Origin of the sequence: Mucilaginibacter sp. (assembly GCF_025362475.1) — a bacterium.
Lineage (GTDB): Bacteria > Bacteroidota > Bacteroidia > Sphingobacteriales > Sphingobacteriaceae > Mucilaginibacter.
In genome coordinates this window covers 50,579-56,914 of the sequence record NZ_JANYGH010000043.1, presented here as the reverse complement: position 1 = coordinate 56,914, position 6,336 = coordinate 50,579, and the positions used below count along the sequence as shown (strand labels likewise).

3 protein-coding genes and 1 pseudogene are annotated in these 6,336 nt (G+C 40.4%); all 4 read right to left on the bottom strand.

Going from position 1 to position 6,336, the window contains the following annotated elements; all coding sequences use genetic code 11:
- Positions 1–1,236, bottom strand: a pseudogene (locus Q0R88_RS14560) (DNA-directed RNA polymerase subunit beta'); the annotation flags it as partial.
- A gap of 105 nt (positions 1,237–1,341) precedes the next feature.
- Positions 1,342–5,145 carry a DNA-directed RNA polymerase subunit beta gene (gene rpoB / locus Q0R88_RS14555; protein WP_295717263.1) on the bottom strand — a complete coding sequence of 1,268 codons (3,804 nt, stop codon included), beginning with the start codon at positions 5,143–5,145 and terminating at the stop codon, positions 1,342–1,344.
- Positions 5,146–5,370: 225 nt separating this feature from the next.
- Positions 5,371–5,754 carry a 50S ribosomal protein L7/L12 gene (gene rplL / locus Q0R88_RS14550; protein WP_073405423.1) on the bottom strand — a complete coding sequence of 128 codons (384 nt, stop codon included), beginning with the start codon at positions 5,752–5,754 and terminating at the stop codon, positions 5,371–5,373.
- 63 nt (positions 5,755–5,817) lie between these two features.
- Positions 5,818–6,336, bottom strand: coding sequence for a 50S ribosomal protein L10 (gene rplJ, locus Q0R88_RS14545; protein ID WP_295717262.1), 519 nt, complete (start codon positions 6,334–6,336; stop codon positions 5,818–5,820).

Genomic DNA, 6,336 nt, shown 5'->3' with positions numbered 1-6,336 from the left:
TTTGGCAGATTTTACTGTTTTAACCACACCACGCTCAATCATTTTGCGGATGATAAATGGTTTAAACAGCTCGGCAGCCATATCTTTTGGTAAACCGCACTCGTGTAATTTAAGGTTTGGCCCTACAACAATTACCGAACGTGCTGAATAATCCACACGTTTACCCAATAAGTTCTGACGGAAGCGGCCTTGTTTACCTTTCAGGATGTCTGAAAGTGATTTCAAGGCACGGTTACCTTCAGTTTTTACTGCGTTTACTTTACGTGAGTTATCGAATAACGAATCCACAGCTTCCTGTAACATACGTTTTTCGTTACGTAATATAACTTCCGGCGCTTTTATCTCAATCAAACGTTTTAAACGGTTGTTGCGGATAATTACACGACGGTATAAGTCGTTCAAATCGGACGTTGCAAAACGGCCGCCTTCCAATGGAACTAACGGGCGCAATTCAGGCGGGATAACCGGAACGATCTTAACGATCATCCACTCAGGGTTATTTTCAATCCTTGTTTTTGCATCGCGGAAAGCTTCAACGACCTGTAAGCGTTTCAAAGCTTCGTTTTTACGTTGCTGTGAAGTTTCGTTTGCAGCCTGGTGACGCAAGCTAAATGAAAGCTCATCAAGGTCAAGGCGTTTTAACAACTCCTCTAAAGCCTCGGCGCCCATTTTAGCCACAAATTTCTGCGGATCTTTGTCGTCCAGGTACTGGTTTTCCTTTGGTAAGGTATCCAATACATCAAGGTATTCTTCTTCGGTCAGGAAATCCATTTTATTGATTCCGTCAGCTTCTTTAATACCAGGCTGTATTACTACATAACGTTCGTAGTAAATTATTAAGTCAAGTCTTTTTGTTGGTAAGCCCAATAAGTAACCAATTTTGTTTGGTAACGAACGGAAGTACCAGATATGAGCAACAGGAACTACAAGGTTAATGTGGCCCATACGCTCACGACGTACTTTCTTTTCGGTTACTTCAACACCGCAACGATCACAAACGATACCCTTGTAACGGATACGTTTGTATTTACCGCAATGGCACTCATAATCTTTAACCGGACCAAAAATACGCTCGCAGAATAAACCATCACGCTCAGGCTTATAAGTCCTGTAGTTGATGGTTTCTGGTTTTAAAACCTCACCGCTTGAACGCTCAAGGATGGACTCCGGAGAGGCCAGGCTGATAGTAATCGTGGTGAAATTACTTTTGATTTTATTATCCTTTTTGTAAGACATAGTCTCCTTGTTTTTTTAAAGTTGAGGTGAAAGGTAAAAGGTGAAAGGCAAAAGGGTACGACGTTACGTCTTAAACCTTTCACCTTTAGCCTTTAAGCTTTAACCTTATTCTAATGTGATATCTAAACCTAAACCTCTTAATTCATGAACCAATACGTTGAATGATTCAGGAACTGATGGAGTTGGCAGGTTTTCACCTTTAACAATAGCCTCGTAAGTTTTGGCACGGCCGATAACATCATCCGATTTAACGGTTAATATTTCCTGCAGTATGTTTGCTGCACCGAATGCTTCGAGTGCCCAAACCTCCATCTCACCAAAACGCTGACCACCAAACTGGGCTTTACCACCCAATGGCTGTTGTGTAATTAATGAGTATGGCCCAATTGAACGTGCGTGCATCTTATCATCAACCATGTGACCTAATTTCAGCATGTATATAATACCTACTGTGGTCTGCTGATCAAAACGATCGCCTGTTAAGCCATTGTATAAATAGGTACGGCCAGATTCTGGTAAGTTTGCTTTTTTAACCCACTCTTCCACTTCAGTATGGCTTGCACCATCAAAAATCGGAGTAGCGAATTTAATGCCCAACTCTTTACCTGCCCAACCTAATACGGTTTCATATATCTGCCCTAAGTTCATACGTGAAGGTACACCCAGTGGGTTCAACACAATATCAACCGGCGTTCCATCTTCAAGGAAAGGCATATCTTCGTCACGTACAATACGCGCAACAATACCTTTATTACCGTGACGACCAGCCATTTTATCACCCACCTTAAGCTTACGCTTTTTGGCGATGTAAACTTTAGCCATTTGAACAATACCTGATGGCAGTTCATCACCCACACTGATAGCGAATTTATCACGACGGTAAGCACCCAGCTCTTCATTAACCTTGATGTTGTAGTTATGAAGTAAGGTTTTTATCTGGTCGTTTTTATCATCATCAGTTGTCCATTTAGTTGGGTTGATATTTTCATAGCTAAGCTCAACTAAAATTTTCTGGGTAAATTTAACACCCTTAGGTACATGCAGCTCTTTGTAAACGTTGTAAACACCTTGTGATGTTTTACCGTTCACGATCTCAAATAACTTTTCAATCAAAGTGTTTTTAAGATCTTTTACAGCTTTATCATGTTTGTTATCCAATTTCTCTAACTGTGCTTTTTCTTCGGCTTTCGACGTTTTTTTAGCACGGCTAAATAATTTGGTATCAATAACAACACCAGCAATTGATGGTGGAGTTTTTAAAGATGCATCCTTAACATCCCCTGCTTTATCACCAAAAATGGCGCGTAACAATTTTTCTTCCGGTGATGGGTCTGATTCGCCTTTCGGAGTGATCTTACCAATCAGGATATCGCCTTCCTTAACTTCGGCACCTACACGGATAATACCGTCTTCGTCCAAATCTTTGGTGGCTTCTTCTGATACGTTAGGGATATCTGGTGTTAATTCTTCTTCACCACGTTTGGTATCACGAACTTCCAATTCAAACTCTTCAACGTGAAGTGAAGTGAATATATCCTGTGATACAACGCGCTCAGATATTACTATCGCATCCTCAAAGTTGTAACCTTGCCAAGGCATGAATGCCACTTTAAGGTTACGGCCTAAGGCAAGTTCACCTGCTTGTGTAGCATAACCTTCGCAAAGCACTTCTCCTTTTGATACCCTTTGGCCTTTTTTAACAATTGGCTTAAGGTTCATGGTAGTACTCTGGTTGGTTTTTTTGAACTTGGTTAAACGGTAGCTTCTTGAATCGCCATCAAATGATATCAGGCGGTCAAGATCATTACGGTCATATTTAATACGGATCTCGTTCGCGTCTACATATTCAACCACACCATCGCCTTCGGCATTGATCAATGTACGTGAATCTTTAGCAACACGACCTTCCAGTCCCGTACCAACAATCGGCGCTTCAGGGCGTAACAAAGGTACAGCCTGGCGTTGCATGTTTGATCCCATCAATGCACGGTTAGCATCATCATGTTCCAGGAACGGAATTAATGAAGCCGCGATCGAGGTGATCTGGTTTGGAGCAATATCCATTAAGTCGAGTTTCTCCGGATCAATGATCGGGAAGTCACCCTCAAAACGTGCTTTTACTTTCGGAAGCGCGAATACTCCGTTATCATCATAATGCGCGTTAGCCTGGCCAATAGTTTTACCGTCTTCATCCTCTGCAGATAAATAGATAACCGGCTCATTAACCTGTACTTTACCTTCAACCACACGTTTGTATGGTGTTTCAATAAAGCCTAAGTTGTTGATCTTGGCATGTACGCAAAGTGAAGAGATCAAACCAATGTTTGGTCCTTCGGGAGTTTCAATAGTACACAACCTACCGTAGTGGGTATAGTGAACGTCACGAACCTCGAAACCTGCACGCTCACGTGACAGACCACCGGGCCCAAGGGCTGACAGACGACGCTTGTGCGTGATCTCTGCCAGTGGATTGGTTTGGTCCATGAACTGTGATAACTGGTTTGTTCCGAAGAACGAGTTGATCACAGATGATAATGTACGTGCGTTAATTAGGTCTGTTGGAGTAAACACCTCGTTGTCACGGATGTTCATACGCTCACGAATAGTACGTGCCATACGGGCTAAACCTACACCAAACTGAGCATATAACTGCTCACCTACTGTACGAACGCGACGGTTTGACAAGTGATCAATATCATCCACCTCAGCTTTAGAGTTGATCAACTTGATCAGGTACTTAACAATGGCGATGATATCCTGCTTGGTTAAAACCTTAGTTTCATCTGAGGTATTTAATTTAAGCTTACGGTTGATGCGGTAACGGCCCACATCGCCCAGGTCATACCTCTTATCCGAGAAGAATAAACGATCGATGATACCACGAGCAGTTTCCTCATCAGGTGGTTCAGCGTTACGTAATTGACGGTAGATATGCTCAACCGCTTCCTTCTCAGAGTTTGAAGTATCTTTTTGTAATGTATTATATATGATAGTATAATCACCGCTGGTTGAAGCATCTTCCTTATTAAGGATAATGGTTTTAACCCCAGCATCAATGATCATATCAATATGGTCATCTTCCAGTACGGTTTCACGCTCAAGAATGATTTCATTACGGTCGATAGATACCACTTCACCTGTATCTTCATCCACAAAATCCTCAACCCATTTTTTAAGCACCCTTGCAGCAAGCTTACGGCCAATGAATTTCTTCAAGCCAGATTTGCTTACTTTTACTTCGTCGGCAAGTTCAAATAACTCTAATATATCTTTATCAGAATCATAACCAATTGCACGAAGTAACGTGGTAACCGGGAATTTCTTTTTACGGTCAATATAAGCATACATCACGTTGTTAACGTCAGTAGCAAACTCAATCCATGAACCTTTGAAAGGTATTACACGGGCAGAGTATAATTTTGTACCGTTGGTGTGGCGGCTTTGGCCAAAGAATACACCTGGTGAACGGTGTAATTGAGATACAATTACACGCTCGGCGCCATTAATAACAAATGTACCTTTAGGAGTCATGTAAGGGATAGTTCCCAGGTACACGTCCTGTACAATTGTTTCAAAATCCTCGTGCTCCTCATCATTACATGACAGGCGAAGCTTGGCTTTTAATGGTACACTATAAGTTAATCCGCGCTCGATACACTCTTGTATATCATAACGTGGCGGATCAATAAAGTAATCCAGAAACTCTAAAACGAAGATGTTTCTTGAATCTGAGATAGGAAAATTTTCAGCAAACACTTTAAACAAACCTTCTTTATAGCGGTTGTCTGAGGTGGTTTCCAATTGAAAAAATTCCTGGAAAGATTGTAACTGAACATCCAGGAAATCGGGGTAATCAAGTACCTTTCTACTGGTTGCAAAGTTTACTCTTTGATTAATTTTGTTTGCCAAGGTGTTTAATTTTTAGTTTATTAATAAACTTTTGTAGATGTAAGATTTGAGATGTGAGATTTGAGACGGGAATGATGTTTTAAAGACTTTAGCGTTACTAATAAACGGTAAAGCCTCATATCTCAAATCTCATATCTATTATCTTCTCAATCCAAACCTTTATAAACAGCAATAGACCCCGACCAAAATAGGTCGGAGTCTCATGCTATATTTTATTGGGTTAACTTATTTAACCTCAACTACTGCTCCAGCTTCTTCTAATTGTTTTTTCAAAGATTCAGCTTCTTCTTTAGTTACGCCAGTTTTAACTTCTTTTGGTGCACCGTCAACAAGATCTTTAGCTTCTTTCAAACCTAAGCCAGTTAAGTCTTTTACTAATTTAACAACTGCTAATTTAGCGCCGCCTGCTTCTTTCAGGATAACGTCAAATGCAGTTTGTACTGCTTCAGCAGCAGGGGCATCATCGCCACCAGCAGGAGCAGCAGCAACAGCAACAGCTGCAGCAGCAGGCTCAATACCATACTCATCTTTTAAGATCTGAGCTAATTCGTTTACTTCCTTTACTGTTAAGTTTACCAACTGTTCAGCAAACGCTTTTAAATCCGCCATTTTATTTAAATTTTACTTTTAATGCTTTTTGTTTATTATTATCGAACTTTAATAAGGTGTTCGTTAACCTCTTTCCTGTAATGTTTTTACTACGCCTGCAAGTATATTTCCGCCTGATTGTAATGCTGAAATAACGTTCTTTGCCGGTGATTGCAGTAAACCAATAATTTCGCCTATCAGTTGTTCCTTTGATTTTAGTTTGATCAAAGTATCTATCTGGTTATCACCGATAAATATTGCTGAATCAATATAAGCTGCCTTTAAAATTGGTTTTTCATTTCCTTTTCTCAATTGTTTAATCAACTTTGCCGGAGCAGTTGCTGATTTAGAAAAAAGGATTGATGATGAACCTTTTAAAATTTCAAATATTGGGCTGTAATCGCCACCCGCAGCTTCCATAGCTTTTTTAATCAAGCTATTTTTTGCCACTTTCATCGTAATATCGCTTTCGAAACATTTACGACGGATGTTGTTGATCTTTGCAACTGATAAGTTAGAGGTATCAGTAATATAGAAATTACCGTACTCCTTCATTTGCTCAGTAAGGGCAAGAACAAGGTCGTGTTTTTCTTCTTTATTCAT

What these genes read in the sequence shown, in the direction of transcription:
- rplL (WP_073405423.1), bottom strand. Translation starts at nt 5,754, where the DNA reads ATGGCGGATTTAAAAGCGTTTGCTGAACAGTTGGTAAACTTAACAGTA.
- rplJ (WP_295717262.1), bottom strand. Translation starts at nt 6,336, where the DNA reads ATGAATAAAGAAGAAAAACACGACCTTGTTCTTGCCCTTACTGAGCAA.